Genomic DNA, 15,632 nt, shown 5'->3' on the forward strand with positions numbered 1-15,632 from the left:
CCTCCTACATCCAATCCAAAATCTGAATCTTGTTTTCTTCAGTCCAAACGCCGACATCCCCTGTCGGATAGAGGTATTCGCCAGTTTGATGTTTGAATGGATGCGGAATTTTATGCGTCTCCATCCAATCGGCAAGCTCTCCGCAAAGTGCTTTGATGTCCTTTGCGCCAATAAAAATATCTCCAGGAAATCCTACCGGCATGAGCTGATGCTCTTCGCTCAGGACATATATTTCCGTCTCACAGGAAGGATCATGCACACCTGAATAGACCTCTTCTTGATCTGGGTACAGCACGCTGACTTGTGCATTTTTCGCCCAATCGGTGATCATCCGCTCTTTTTCTTCATTCGTCACGATTGTGAAGGAAGAGAGGGGTGTCTCCATTTGTTCTGTCATCGCTTCAAGTGTGTGGATCAACTGCTGCATCAGCGATTGTATTTGCTTTTCTGTATATTGATTGAAGCGATATGTGACCCGAAGCTCGAGCGTATCTCCTGGAACTGCCACAAGGGTCAGGTCATAGTTCGTTTCTTCATGACTCGCAATGTCTAAAATGCGTACTCCGTATGGTTCGATAGATTCAATCGGATAGTTTTCAAACACGACAATGCTGTTAAACAATGAATCTCCATTCGGAATGTGGGTCAGCTGCTGAATATCCGGCAGTACGGTATATTCGAATTCCCGCATTTGAAAAACTGTTTCCTGCGTATGTGCCAGCAGCTTGGAAATGGTCCACTCTGGCGTGATCGGCAAACGGAGCGGCAATGTGTTAATAAAGAGCCCTGTTATGCTTTCAACCTGTGGTAAGTCCGCCGGCCGGCCAGACACTGTCACTCCGAACACGACATCCTCAGATCCTGAATGAAGATGCAAAAGCAGCCCCCATGCTGTTTGAATCAAAGTGCTCATTGTCACCTTCTGCGTGCCTGTCATCTTTTCGAGTTTCTGCTGCATCTCGGGCGTTAGTTTGATACTTAGCTGATCAACACCTGCTTCTTCATCCGAAGCATGCCCGCCGTCTCCTGGAAGCGGTGTAGCCTCCTCTACTCCTGACATATAACCTTTCCAGAACTCTAGCGCCTTCTCTTGATCCTGCTTTTGCAGCCACTCGATAAAATCTTTATATGGACGTACAGCAGGAAGATCCACCTCCCGTTCATCCACAAGAGAGCGGTATAAAGAAAAGGATTCTTCAATAAAACTGAACAAGCTCCAGCCATCGATTAAAATATGATGAAAGCTAAAAACAAACGTGCATGTGTTTTCATCACGATGGAATAAAGCAATACGAATCAGCGGTTCATCCGTATCTTCTAGTTTGAAATCCTTTAAACGATCCGTTTGCAAATATTGCTGGATGGCTTCCTTCTGATCCGTTTCACTCAGGTGGCGCACATCGTGCTGAGTGAGATGAATGCTTCCTTCTGATTGAATCAACTGAACAGGCTCCTTTAGCCCTTCCCAAGCAAATGTTGTCCGTAAAATCGAATGACGCTCTACAAGCAGATTCCAGGCCTTTTCATAGGCTGCGCCGTCCGTTAAGCCTACGAGTGTCATATGCACTTGACCAAAATACGCCTGTGACGCTTGATCTAATAGAGCATGAAACAGCATCCCTTGCTGCATTGGAGATAGTGGATACACATCCACTACATTGTCTGGCAGTTCTTCGATTTGCTTTTGCGTCAGCTGAACCATTGGAAAATCAGATGGCGTAAAGCCGCCTTTTGTCTCTACACAATGCGTCAGAATATCCTCCATTTTTTCTTTGAACCGCTCAGGTAACAAGCGCACCTCTTCATACTGAAGCAGTTCCCGATGGATCATAAAATTCATCTGAAGCTGACCGTTCACAACATATCCGTATACATCGATCAAATGCTGTCTTTCTGCTTTTGGATCATGTACAAGTCCATTTCGTTCATCTGCTAAATAAAGATGTGCTTCACCGTCTATTTGATCTAACTGTCCAAGATAATTAAAGCTCATCTGCGGCGCGGCCTCTTTGAGTAAACGAGATGCTGTCATATATTGAAGCAAGCCATAGCCGATTCCCTTTTGCGGCACAGCTCTTAAGGTTTCTTTGACATCTTTGATTTGTCTCTCAATATCGGTTTGAATAAAAGGAATAAAAATAGGATAAGAGCTTGTAAACCATCCGACTGTTCGTGACAAATCCATCTGTTCAAATAAATCCTCGCGTCCGTGCCCTTCTAACGTGATGAGCAGCGGCTTTCCAACGGCTTGCGTGAGTCCGGATAAGAGTAAATCGTTTACCTCTGTTCGGTACGCTTGTGATGCCTGCCTTAGTAAAATATCTGTTTGATCCTTCGTCAATTGAATAGACAAAATCTCTGCATGTTCTTCTATATTGAAAAGCGCAGGTGTTTGAAACGGAGAACCCTCTTCCTCTTGTCTGATGATATTTTGCCAAAAAGGAACCTGCTCTTGTAATTGATCGGTTTGTGCATATTCATAGAGAGCTTCTGCCCACTGCTGATAGGACGCAGTTTTCTTTGCAAGCGCGATTTCCTGCCCTGCCGCAAGCTGCTTCAGTCCATTTAATAGGTCTTCCTGTATGATGCGCCATGAGATTCCATCCATTACAAGATGATGGGCTGCGATAAAGAGTTCAGACGTACCATCACTTGTGTGAAAAAGAATGGCTTTGATTATTTCTCCCCGCTCTAATGACAACGTTCCTTGACAAGCGGTGGTCTCCATGCGGATTTGTTCCAGCGCTTCCTCATGAGAAACACCCGTCAAATCAAAGAAGGTGACACAAGGGGTGATGCCAGGCGCACGAATGGTTTGAATCCATGATCCATCTGCTGTTTTTGTATACATCGCTCTCAGCATATCGTGATGATCGACAATTTTTGAGAGAACCTGTGTCAGCTGCTTTAGCTGTATGGATTGCTTGAATTCCATATGCGCTGATAAATTCCAATAATCTTGGTTTGTCATTGATTGCTCAAAGAACCATGATTGGATTGGAAGCAGACGAACATCTCCTGTGACAGGCGACTGATCATAGAACGCAGCAGCATCTGACCTTTTCATAGCAAGTGCCAGCTGTGAAATCGTCTGTTTTTCAAATACATCTCTCGGCTGAATGACATAGCCTTCCTGTGCTAAGCGCGCCACCATTTGTATGACAATAATCGAATCTCCGCCAAGCTCAAAGTAGTTATCATGTACGCCAATCGAAGGCGTACCGAGCAGCTGAGTCCATACTTTTTCCAGTACGCGTTCTTCCTCACTGAGTGCCCTGTCAGCCGGTTTGTCCACTTCTTCCTGTCTCCACTCTGGCGGCGGGAGACGTTTTTGATCTACCTTGCCATTTGCCGTGAGCGGGAGTTCCTCCAGCTCTATTAATAGGCTTGGCACCATATAATCTGGCAGTATTTCTTTTAATTGATGGCGAATGTCTTGCGTGGTCATGCTGCCCTTTTGGACAAAATAACCGATCAATCGCTTATGACCACTCTCATGCTGATGCGGAATGACCGCACATTCTATGATGTCATCAAAGCGCAGCATGGCGGCTTCAATTTCTCCGCATTCGACGCGGTGTCCGCGAATTTTCACTTGATGATCGATTCTTCCAAAGCAGTCGATGATGCCGTTTGGCAGCCAGCGGCCCATATCGCCTGTTTTATATAAACGCGCTCCTTCTTGGAAAGGATGCGGGATAAATGATTGCGATGTTTTTTCTTCATCTCCAAGGTAACCGAGTGCAAGCCCTGTACCGCCTACGTAGATCTCTCCAATGACACCTTGCGGAACCGGCTGCAGCTGGTCGTCTAGTACATAGGCCTGTGAATACGCAATTGGCTGACCGATAGGAACTGTTGCCTGCCCCTCATCCACTGCTCGAATGTGATGCACACAGGAGAACGTCGTATTCTCAGTTGGTCCATAGCCGTTTAAAAGGCCTTCAGGCAGATACGACAGCGCTTTACGGATATGAGCAGCTGCCAAAGCATCACCACCGACCAATAATGTATCGAATCCAGATAAAGCTTCTGGATGTTCCTCTGTTAATCGGTTAAACAGCGGCACTGTCAGAAATCCTGTTGTGATCTTGTAAGATGTCAGCGTGTCAGCCAATGTATCCATTGATAAGATCGTATTTCGATCGGTCAGTATCAGCCTTCCGCCGTTGAGCAGGGCTCCCCATATTTCATACGTAAAGGCATCAAAGGAAAAGCTCGCGATTTGTAAAATACGCGTATGTTCATTAAGGGTGACATAATCTGTTTCACATACAAGCCGGATGACCGCTTGATGCGGAATTAAAACCCCTTTTGGCTGACCGGTTGATCCTGATGTGTAATTGATATAAGCGAGTCCATCAGGTTTTAAAGCAGCAGACTTGAGTTCTGCCTCTGATAAAAACTCTTCATACCCCTGATCAAGACAAATGAGCTCGGTTTGACTGATCGAGACTTGTTTCAGCCATTCATTTTTTGTCAGTAACAGCTGAATACCTGTATCCCTCAGCATATAATCAATGCGTGCATCTGGATATTCAGGATCAATTGGGACGTAGGCCCCGCCTGCTTTCACAATCGCTAGTACCCCAAAAATCATCTCAGGCGACCTGTCGATTAGAAGCCCCACTGGTTCATGCGGCTTCACTCCTCGCTGCTGCAGATAAGCGGCAAGCCGGTCGACTTTCTCCTGTAACTCCTGATACGTCCACTGTTTTCCCCCAGATTCGAGGGCGATCGCATGAGGTGTCTTTTTCACCTGCGCTTCAAACCGTTCTGTGATGAGAAGCGGGCCTGCTGGTTGATCTGTTGTGCCGCTCCATTCATAGAGCAGCTGATTCCTCTCTTTCTCTGGCAGGTAATTCATTTGTCTGATTGGCTGTGCTGGATTTTCACAAATACATGCAAGCAGCTGCTCGTAGTAACGAAGGAACCGTTCCATCGTGTCGTCAGAAAATAAGTCTGCATCATACTCCAGTTTTAGTTGAAGACCTTCCGCCGCTTCAAAAACAAACAGAGATAGATCGAATTTGGCCGTATCATTATCTTCAATGGCTAAAACAGATGTCGCCTCACCCATCGGAGAAGCTTCAAGGGGCAGGTTTTGCAGAACGAACATGACCTGAAACAGCGGCTGCTTCCCAGCCTCACGTACAATATTCAGCTCATCTACGACCATCTCAAACGGCACATCCTGATGTGCATAGGCACCCATTGTTGTTTCCTTCACTCGCTCTAATAGCTCTGTGAAAGCCGGATTCCCGCTATGATCGATCCGAAGTGCCAGCGTATTCACGAAAAATCCGATGAGCTGCTCCATCTCCGTCCGATTTCTCCCGGCAATGACGGATCCAATGACAAACTCATCCTGTGAAGACAATCGATGCAGCAAGGTAGAGAAAGCCGAAAGTAATGTCATATAAAGGGTGCTGTCTGTTTTCTGAGAAAGAGCAGCCAGCTGGTCAGACAGCGGCTTCGACAAGCGGTATTTTTTCGTTTTTCCCTTATAGGATTGAACGGCCGGACGCGTGTAGTCATACGGCAGCATCAACTCTTCCACAGGTACCGCAAATTGCTCCTTCCAATAGGAAAGCTGCTTCTGCAGTGTTTCTCCCGTCAAATACTCCTTCTGCCAAAGTGCGTAATCTGCATATTGAATCGGCAGCGGTGAGAGATCAGGCTCCCTCCCCTCGATCATTGCTGTATACCATTCGGACAGCTCCTTTGCGGCAATGCCAATCGACCAGCCATCTGACACGATGTGGTGAATGGACATCAGCAGCAAATGATCTGTTTCTGACAACCGAATTAGTTTCACCCGAAAGAGTGCATCATGCTCTAAGCGGAAAGGTGTGCCCGCTTCTTTTTTCGCCCACTCAGCCGCTTTTTGTTCTTTTTCTTCCTGTGATGCCAAATCTGATACATCGACCACCTCAAGCGCTGGAAGAGTCATATGCTCATGTATGATCTGTACCGGTTCATCGCCGTTCATTGCAAAGGATGTTCTGAGTGATTCATGCCTTTGCACCATTTGCTGCAGGCTGCGCTGAAGCACCTTTACATCTAAAGGTCCATTCATCCGAAAGGAAATCGTATTATTGTATAATGGCAGATCAGGCTGTAATTGATAGAGAAACCACTGTCTTTGCTGAGCATAGGACATCGGAAGCTCCTGACCCTTTTCTATTTTCCGTATCGGAATCGCTTCATCGGCTTTGGCATGTGAATCAATCCAGTCCGCTAACTCTCCAAGTCTCGTGTGCTCAAAAAGAACGGCGAGTGGCACGTCAAATCCCGTTTTCTGCCTAACAGCAGACAGCATTTGCGTTGCCTTGAGCGAATGACCTCCGAGTAGAAAGAAATGATCACCACAGCTGATGTTTGAAACATCAAGCAGTTCGGACCAAATATGTGCCAAAAGTTTTTCCGTCTCGGTTTGAGGTGCTCTGTCCTCTGCAGCATGTCCGCTTTCCTCTATTAATTCATTGAAATACTCTTCGTCCGGCATCCCATCCTCTGTTTCTTTCCAGTATTCTTCAGGATATAGATGGACGGAATATTCACCAGATAGCCGAGACTGTATACATGTATAAATGGATTGATACAGTCTTTCTTCAATAGCCTTTGTTTGATCAGTTTTGAAAAAGACATATACGGCCTGCTCTGTTAGGATCCCCCCCTGTATCATCTCTTGAATTTCCTGCTTCGACCGATCCAGCCCGATATAAATGAGGGGAGCATCTGTCATCAAGCATGCCAGCATTGTTTGAATGCCCGCCCGCTTTGGAATCGGGAGATAGCCCCTTTCTTTTAGCATGCCTTTGATCATTGAGCCTTCACTCATTCCGGTCTCATCCCACATGCTAAAGCTAAAGCAATACGGCTTTACAGTAGATGTCAGCCTCTGATAATGAGCAAATTGTTCAACGAACTCATTGGCCGCGCAATAAGCGCCAACGGTCATCCCGCCCTTTAACGTTCGAGCTGACGAGCTAGAAAGGAATAAGACATTGTGCCGTTTAGAGGCTGCTTCATGAAGCGCAATCGTGCCATATACCTTCGTTTCGTACATCGCATGTAATGACACAGACGTCATGTCACGAAGCAGCTCTTCTTGAATGATGCCAGCGAAATGAATAACGCCATGAAGCCTTTCACCTAAAGCCGCCTCCTGTTTTGAGATCAACGCTTCAATGGCTTTTGCGTCAGTGATGTCCACTTTTTCATAAAGAACTGTGCCGCCGCGCTTTTCCGCTAATGTCTCAAGTGAAATCAATACGTCTTGCTGCTCCATAGATAAAGCCTCTCTCGCCTTTCTTCCAACTAGCACTAGATGCGCTTGATAGGATGTCAGCAGGTACTCACTAAGCATCCTCCCAATGCCGCCAAGCCCGCCTGTCATCACATAAAGCCCGGATGATTCAAATGGCGGTTTCTTCATCCTTTGTTCTTTTTCCAGATGAAACGGTATTAAAAGAGGAATATAACGAACACCTTCGCGATAAGCGGCGATATGATGGCTTGTGTCATGTGTGAGCTCTGTCATGATCAATGATGCATGTGAACGGCCAGCATCCGGTTCTATCAGAGAAAAATCAAGACACCGCACCTTGATAAACGGCCATTCATGCTGAACAGCTGTCATCAATCCTGCTGTCGTTGCTTTCTCCACATCATGTGTTTGATCTTCCGGCAAATTCATCGCATGAGCAGAGACAAACGTGATCTCTACCGGCTCCTCATAGGCAGCGATCGCTTTTGTTACATATAATGCACTCATACTGCCAGTTTTCTGCGCTTCTTTTGCCAACGCTGCATGAAGTGTGTCTTCTTGAGTTGTGTAGTTCCAAAGGTGAATGATTTGTTTCACCGAAACGCCATACGAACGGAGCGTCTCAAAGAGTTGTTCGTAGTCAGACGGCCGATTCGGGTGGATGATGAAGTGTGTATGTGTAAGTTGTGTGAATGCTTGACCCGGTTCAACCGTAATATACGTTTGCTCATTGCCTGAAAGGGATTTTAATTGATCTGCCAGCCCTAATGTGTCTGCAAAGATCACCATGTTCCCTGCTGTTCGTTTTTCCGCTTCATGAAGCGGAGCAGGTGTCCACTTCTTTTGTAGACTCCAATCAGGCAAGGTGTGCTCATTTTCAAGTCTGATGTCCAGCTCCTTGATGATTTCATCGAATTCGCCTTCCTGCCATCGCTTCTTGAGCTGTGCCCTTTCTATTTTTCCAGAGCTTGTTTTCGGAAAGGCATGCTTCTGGACAGGGATCACCCGTGATGCAGACAACCCCATTTTTGTTGCAATATGGAATTTGATATTCTGACTTGCCCTCATGATATAAGAAGGTTCATACAGCTTCGGTGTAAAAAAGAGAATCAGCTCGTCGGATGCAGATGCTTCCATCCGAGCGGAACAAGCAGCTACAAAGCTCGTTTCGACGCCGGGTACTTCCTCTGCAATGACTTCTATTTCATAGTTGTGATAATTTTTCCCGTTGATGATGATCATGTCTTTTTCTCTACCGGTTAATGTCAGCCTTCCTTCGTGCAGAAAACCTAAATCCCCCGTGTGAAACCAGCCGTCTGTTTGAAAGACTTCTTGATTCGCTTCGTTATTCTTGTAATAGCCCTTCATTGTCGTCGGCCCTTTAATTTGCACACTGCCAATATGATCTTCGGGAAGAAGCTCATGCTGATGATTCACGATACGAATCGTGATCCCCGGAATTGGTCTTCCCAGCTCTGTAAAGCTGACGGTTCCTGTCTCACGTGCCTCTGCTGGTGTTAGCTGCTCTGTGAGTGATGTTTCCTCAAAGGTTAGAACCCCGCTGCTTTCATCTCCCCGCTCTATCGCAAAAGAGAAGACAACGGCTGAAGAGATTTCAGACATGCCGAATGCCGGTCTAATGACGTCTCCCTTTAAGCCGTGCGGAGCAAGCAAGTGTAAAAATCGGTGAATCGTCTTCGGTACGACCGCTTCTGCCCCATTGATCATACAGGTCATAGCAGAAAGATCCCAAGATCCTGATGAAATGTCTTTCTCATAATCATTGATCATCGCAAATGCGAAGTTAGGCGCCCATGTCTTCGTTGCACGGTAGCGGTCCATCCAGTCAAGCCAGCGCAGCGGCTGTGCGATAAAATCATCTGTTCTTGCCCGAACCTGCTCACAGCCCGTGTATACATTGACAAGGTGAAACATCACAATGCCGCCAATATGATCTAAAGGCATCCAGTCTAACGATACATCCTCTTGTGTAAACCCATTGGCTGCCACTGTTCCTTTGACATTCGCCAGCACGCTTCGATGAGAATGCTCTACGCATTTGGGCATCCCTGTACTTCCAGACGTTAAGATAAAAAAGACTGAATCATCCGGTGACGCGGGATAAGCTTCTATGTCTCTTTCTAAAGAAAGCATCGGCTCAACGGCTGCGACACGTAACTTGTCTGTATGCCACAATAAAGCTAAGCCTTGCACCTCATCAATCAGCGAGTCATCTGTTAAAATGAGCGGATGCTCCAGCAGCTGCCACGCATGATGAAGTTTCTTCACGGAGGCATTCATTTCCCGATAGGTCGGTGCAGCGGACACTAGCGTTGGAACAAATCCGCCTAACACACACGCCCAAAAGGCGGTTACCATCGCATGATTGGATGAAAACTGAAAGAACACAGGATCACCCGGTTTAAGTCCGAGCGCCCTTAAACCTGTCAGAACCCGCTCTGCATCCTCCTTTAACTGCGCATAGGATTGTGTGAGTTCATTTTCACTATTGACGATATAAGTCAGCCCATTTGTCGTTTTTGCCGCCTCTGTTAAGGCGTCCTGCAAGGTTTGGGCTCCTGCCTTAACATCTAGATCCCCTCCATAGGAAAGGGCAGGCGGCATGTCCGCTAAAGCAGGGGAAGCCGTGTGCTTCTGTATCGATTCAGATGCGGCCTCCTGCTCCATGTGATTGTCGAGAAATAAATGAGAGAGGTGATATGGCCGCGGTCGAATGGTTTTTTCCCGAGAAAAAACAGCGAAGCGTTCGATTTCGTTGGTTTGTAAAATGGTTCTCTGTACATCTTGTAAAATCGTATCCATTGATTCATGTACATTTAATTCATTCTTAATTGATGGTTTCATATGAGTTCCTTTCCTTTTTTGACAGGCAGGGCTGCTAATGTGCACCCCTGCCTGATCTAAAGTTTACAAAACGGCTTCTCTATTTTTTTGATTGACGATCTTTTGGATCAGCTGGGCATTTTGGGCTGCGCATTCTTTGTTTTTGAACATGTCAGCATGCTGACCATAGCCTTGATAATAGCGATAAGCACCGGTCGTCGCTTCTTCCCAATGATCCATCCAGTCTGGAACATCAATTTGCTCTTCTGATTGGATGAAATCGATATCTGCTTGTATCTTTCCTTGATTCACCCCCTTAACAAATGTTTCATAATAGGCCCTAGTTTTTTGAGCAAGCGCTTCTTGAACGAGCTCTTCTTGGGCAAGTTCACTTTGCTTTGATTGTTGGACAATCGCTGCGATATCGTCATCAATGGATCGTCCTTCTAAATCACTTTCACCAATTTTCTTATAGGAATCGATCATGATGACCTTTTCCACCGTCCGTCCTGCTTGTTCAAGCGATTGAACGAGATCAAAGGCTAGGTAGCACCCGCCAGAGTAGCCCATCAAAGTCAGCGGCCCTTCAGGCTGAAGGTGCTGAATATGCTGAACGTATTGCGTCATGCGTTGATCAGCTTCAATAAAGTCAAAGGCGATCAAACGAACGCTATCAAGCGTTTTGGCAGCTTCCTGATAGATAAAGCCATAGCCCGGTAATGGCGGAAGAGCAAAGACTGTTGAAGTTTGAGATTCATTGAATACAAGATAGCCGGCAGCTTCATGATCCTGCTGTTGAATATAACGGCTGATGGCTTCAATTGTCGGCGTCTCAAACAGCAAGTGAATAGGCACCTGAACATCGAATTCCTTCGACACCTTTGATAAAAGCGACATCGCTTTTAAAGAATGTCCGCCAAGCTCAAAGAAATGATCATCTGTACTGATATCATCTCGTTCAAGCACTTCACGCCACATGACAAGCAGCTTTTGTTCTACCTCATTGGCCGGAAGCTTCACATGGCGGTTTCCTTGAGGCGTCTCCGGCTTTGGCAGCTGACGTTTATCAACTTTTCCATTTGGTGTCAGCGGCATTTTCTCAAGTCTGATCAGCTCATGAGGCTGCATGTAAGCCGGAAGTTTCTCCTTCAGCCCTGACTTGATCACATCCACTTTGTCCTTCCACTCCTCCTCACACGTCATATAGGCGAGCAGTCTTGTATGCTGCGAGCCATGCTGATCCGTTATAAGGGCAGCTTGCTTTACGCCTGGATGCATGAGAAGGTGGGCTTCAATTTCTGTCAGCTCAATTCGGTGGCCGCGAATTTTCACCTGATCATCCACTCTGCCTGCATACTCAATCAGACCGTCTGCTCGAAAATAAGCCAAATCACCCGTACGATACAGCCTTTCTCCCGTAGCAAATGGATGTGTGATAAAGGCTTCTTTTGTCAGATCAGGACGATTCAAATACCCCTTCGCAAGTCCTTTGCCGCTGAGACAAAGTTCTCCGACCATTCCAATCGGCTGAAGCTGTCCGTGCTGGCTCAATATATAAGCACCCGTTTGGTTAATCGGCTTTCCGATTGGAATAGAATGCGCTTCGATCGGAGGAGCTTCATCTACAGGATAATAGGTGGCGAAAACCGTTGATTCAGTTGGGCCGTAGACATTGATTAGCCTGCCTTGCCCCATGACATCAAAGGCTTTTCTCACATGCTGTACAGATGCACGCTCACCTCCGAACAGCACCTTGCGCACACTGCGCATCCAATCAGTTTCTTCATCAACGAGAAGATTAAATAAAGCAGTTGGAACAAACATGACAGAAATGCTTTCTCTTTTAATCAGCTCCGTCAGCTCATGCATATCTAAAATGGTGTCTTTTTTCGGCAGGACAAGCTTTGCTCCGTTTAAAAGTGCACCGTATACATCAAAGGTAAAGCCATCAAATACGCTGTTGGATAGCGACAGTAGTGTATCTGTTTCTGAAATGGTTAAGTAGTTCGTATTTTTGACCACCCGGGCAATATTGGAATGGGTTGTCATGATGCCTTTTGGCTGACCCGTTGTGCCTGATGTATACATGATATAAGCCGTATCGTGTAAACCTGCTTCCAGCGGCAGATTCTCTGAGCTCATTAGTGAAATCTCCTGATCATCTGCAAACAGATACGTGCCAGCAAACCCGAGTCCCTTCGCCTGACCAATAAAGGATGAGTGAGTCAGAAGATGCGTCGCTCCGCTGTCTTTAAGCATGTATTGAATGCGGCTTTCTGGATAGTCGGGATCAATTGGCACATAGGCTGCGCCTGCTTTTAAGACAGCAAGCAGACTGACAATGAGTTCAGGCGTTCGATCGGCTAAAATGGCGATGACCGTTTGATGTTCGGTCCCATTTTTTTGCAAATGCCTTGCCAATCGATTGGCCTGTTCATTCAGCTCGGCATATGTCATCGTTTGCTCTTCTGCTGATAGCGCCACTGCATTTGGCTGTTTGCGGACATTATGCTCAAACCATTTCGATAAATACAGCTGGTCATGCTCAAGCTCAGGTGCATTCCATTCCTCAAGAATCAGCTGTTTTTCCTGTTTTGTGACGAGTGGGAGTGTATGAACCGATTGATCAGGATGCTTGACCGCCTCAATGATCAATAGGCTGAGCTGTTCCTTTAACTTATGAACAAATTGAGGATCAAACGCTCTTTGGTTAAAGGCCAGCTTCAATAGTAATTCTTCTCCAGGCGACGCGAGCAGATTGAGATCATAGTTTGATTTTTCATAGACATTCATGTCCTCCACCGTGAACCCTAACCGTGCCTCTTGCTCGTCCTTCTTTGCAGCTGGGACATTTTCAAACACGACAATATGATCAATGAGCTGCTGCTGACCTGTCTTTGCCTGAATATCGTAAATCGGAATATATTGGTGCGGCTCGGCTGCAAGAGAATGCTGCTGTGTTTCTGACAGGAGCGCACGAAATGTCATGTGATCTGTCAGCTGAATTCTTCTTGGGATGACATTGATGAACAACCCAACCATCCTGTCAACGCCAGCCAAATCTGCCGGACGTCCTGACACAACTGTTCCAAACAGCACATCATTTGACCGCTGATACCTGCTCAGCAGAACCGACCAGACTGATTGAAGCGCACTGCTTAACGTCGCATTTTGCTGCAGCGCTAACTCTGATAAAGCGGCCGTTTCTTCTTTGCTCAAGGACCATTCAATTTCGCCTAATTCATGTTCATTCGTTTGTTTCCGCTGCTTTTTAAAGGTCGATTGTCCATCAAATCCTGCTAATGATTGCTGCCAATATTGAAGTGATGCTTGCTTATCTTGTTTTTCCAGCCACTTTATATATTCTTTATATGGTTTGACCGGTTCTAACTTGTAAGGAACGTCATGTAAAAGTGCATGGTAAATCGCAAATAACTCCTGCACCACAAGTCCAAAGCACCAGCCATCCAGAAGGATATGATGATAGCTCCATATCCAGCGATAGCTGGCAGGGCCCGTTTGGAAAACAGATGCCCGCATGAGAGAATCCTTCGAGAGGTCAAATCCTCTCAGTTGATCCTGTTGTTTGAATTTCTCTATACGTTCAAGCCGTTCGTCTTCAGAAAGATCTTGCAAGTCCACAACATCAAGTGTAAAAGGACGTTCCTTTAGTACAACTTGGACAGGGCGCTTTACTTTTTCGTGGAGAAACACGGTACGAAAAATATCGTACCGCTCCACGATGATATTCATGCTTTTCTCAAGTAAGTCATAACGCAGTGTGCCCTTAACGTTCATATCCATTTGCTCTACATAAAAGCCCTTTTCCTGATGGTGGAGGGTATGAAACAGCATTCCTTCTTGCATCGGTGACAGATAATACATGTCTTGAACTTGATCCCTTTTAAATTGACTCATCTATTTCATCCTCCCTTCCTTTTTTATGATTCATCTCGTGTTGTTAAGTCAATTTCTCCTCAAGCATGTCAAAAATGTCGTCCATTTCATCCATTTCAAGGTCAGCCGCAGAGAAGTCACTTGGCGTAAATTCCCGTTCTTGCTGCGCTAAGCAATGGGTGATGATGGATTGAATTTTCCCCTTCAACAATGCCATGAACTGCTGTATCGTCTGTTCTTCATATTCACTTGCACAATAGGAACAAGACAAAATGAATCGATTTTGTTGAACAAGACCACTAAGGTTTAGCTTATAAACAGCTTCCGAATCAGGGCTTGCTTGTCGTCCCATATCATAAGTCGACGGCCCAAAGAGTTCTGTCGTCACTTCCTGATCAATCTGTCCAAGATAGTTCAAGCTGATTTCAGGATGTACGTGCTGCCCTGACGGTTCAGTGGCTGTCATGTATTTTAAGATTCCGTAGCCAATTCCTTTATTTGGCACACGCCGCAGCATTTCTTTCGTTCCTTTAATAGCATCAGCTATGGTCTGATCCGGCTTCGCTTCAAGAACAACTGGATACATACTTGTAAACCAGCCAATCGTGCGAGAGACATCCAGCCCTGATAAAATATCCTCTCTACCATGACCTTCAAGCTGCACATGTACATGGGACTCACCTGTCCACTCTTGTACAGCAAGACCGAGAGCACATAAAAGAATATCGTTCATTTCTGTTGTGTACGGCAGATGAATATCGGTCAAAAGATGCTCAGTTTCTGTTTCTGTCAGCTGCATTTGAACCGATTTGGTTTCTGAAACTTTTCTTTTTGTCACTTCATGATCAACAGGTAATGCGGTTAATGGTTTGCTTTCAATTTCTGCCCAATACTCCTGCTGACTTTTTAATGGCTGTGACTGTGCATAACGTTCAATGGCCTCTGCCCATTCTTTAAAGGAATGAGTTTTCAGCGGCAGGACAAGCTTTTGCCCCTGAGCTGCCTGCTGATATAGAGACATAAAGTCCTCTAGTAGAATTCGGCATGAGACACCGTCAATGACTAAATGGTGTGTCACGATGAGTAAATGATCGCCATCTTCTGCATGGAAACAAATCACTTTCATTAACGGACCTGTTTCGAGGTTCAGCTGACGCTGATACTCGTTCGCATATGTGGAAACAGCCTTTTTCACGTCGTGCTCTTTTGAGACATCATGAGAAATAATCGCCAGCGGTTCCGGGAGCTCCCGCTCGTTGTATTGCAGGATGCCGCCATGTTCCTGTCTGTATACCATGCGCAGTGCATCATGATGTGAAAGTAGTTTTTGCATGACTTGTTCTGTAATGGAAAGGTCAAATCCATTTGGTGCATGAAGCATCATCGAGAGATTCCAATGGTGCTGATCGCTGAATGCTCGTTCAAAGAACCAGCGTTGAATCGGTGTGAAAATGACTTCTCCTTCGACAGGTGATTGGTCGGCTGTCATTTGATCGGCTTCTTCGATATATGGGCGCAGCTCTGCAATGGTCGGATACTGGAATAGAAGTTTCATATCGAGCTTCCAGCCTGCTTGCGTGAGTCTGCTTGCCATTTGGATGCCTTTAATGGAATCTCC

3 protein-coding genes are annotated in these 15,632 nt (G+C 46.0%); all 3 read right to left on the reverse strand.

Annotated features, from left to right (window positions below):
* Window positions 1-4: 4 nt before the first annotated feature.
* Entirely contained in the window at window positions 5-10,138 is a 10,134-nt protein-coding gene (locus AWT60_RS04540) for a non-ribosomal peptide synthetase (protein WP_218676966.1), read from the reverse strand.
* A 63-nt stretch (window positions 10,139-10,201) separates the two neighbouring features.
* Window positions 10,202-14,035 carry a non-ribosomal peptide synthetase gene (locus AWT60_RS04545; protein ID WP_218676967.1) on the reverse strand — a complete coding sequence of 1,278 codons (3,834 nt, stop codon included), beginning with the start codon at window positions 14,033-14,035 and terminating at the stop codon, window positions 10,202-10,204.
* A gap of 43 nt (window positions 14,036-14,078) precedes the next feature.
* On the reverse strand, window positions 14,079-15,632 hold a 1,554-nt coding region (locus tag AWT60_RS04550), incomplete at its 5' end, for a condensation domain-containing protein (RefSeq protein ID WP_256928220.1).

Source organism: Bacillus sp. F2HM (assembly GCF_019266135.1).
GTDB classification, from domain to species: Bacteria; Bacillota; Bacilli; order Bacillales; family Bacillaceae; genus Bacillus; species Bacillus safensis.